1 protein-coding gene is annotated in these 341 nt (G+C 53.7%); it reads left to right on the plus strand.

Annotated elements, in window-relative coordinates; genetic code table 11:
- On the plus strand, nucleotides 1-341 hold a 341-nt coding region (gene ccoO, locus QWI17_RS03190; RefSeq protein WP_302721058.1), incomplete at its 3' end, for a cytochrome-c oxidase, cbb3-type subunit II.

A 341-nucleotide genomic window follows, 5' to 3' on the forward strand; every position in this document is an offset into this window, starting at 1 on the left:
GTGATCAGTGGCGGTGGCCTTGCTGAAATCGTACCTCTGTTCTTTAGCAATTCGACAACTAAGCCGATCGAAGGTCTGCGCACATACTCTGCGCTTGAACTTGAAGGGCGTGACATTTACATCCGTGAAGGTTGTAACGTATGTCACTCTCAGATGATTCGACCTTTCCGTGCCGAAACCGAGCGTTACGGTCACTACTCAACTGCCAACGAGCACGTTTGGGAGCACCCTTTCCTGTGGGGCTCTAAGCGTACCGGTCCAGATCTGGCCCGGGTCGGTGGTCGTTACAGTGATGACTGGCACCGTGCACACCTGTATAACCCACGCGACGTAGTACCTGA

This window comes from Gilvimarinus gilvus (genome assembly GCF_030518155.1).
In the GTDB taxonomy this organism is placed as follows: Bacteria; Pseudomonadota; Gammaproteobacteria; order Pseudomonadales; family Cellvibrionaceae; genus Gilvimarinus; species Gilvimarinus gilvus.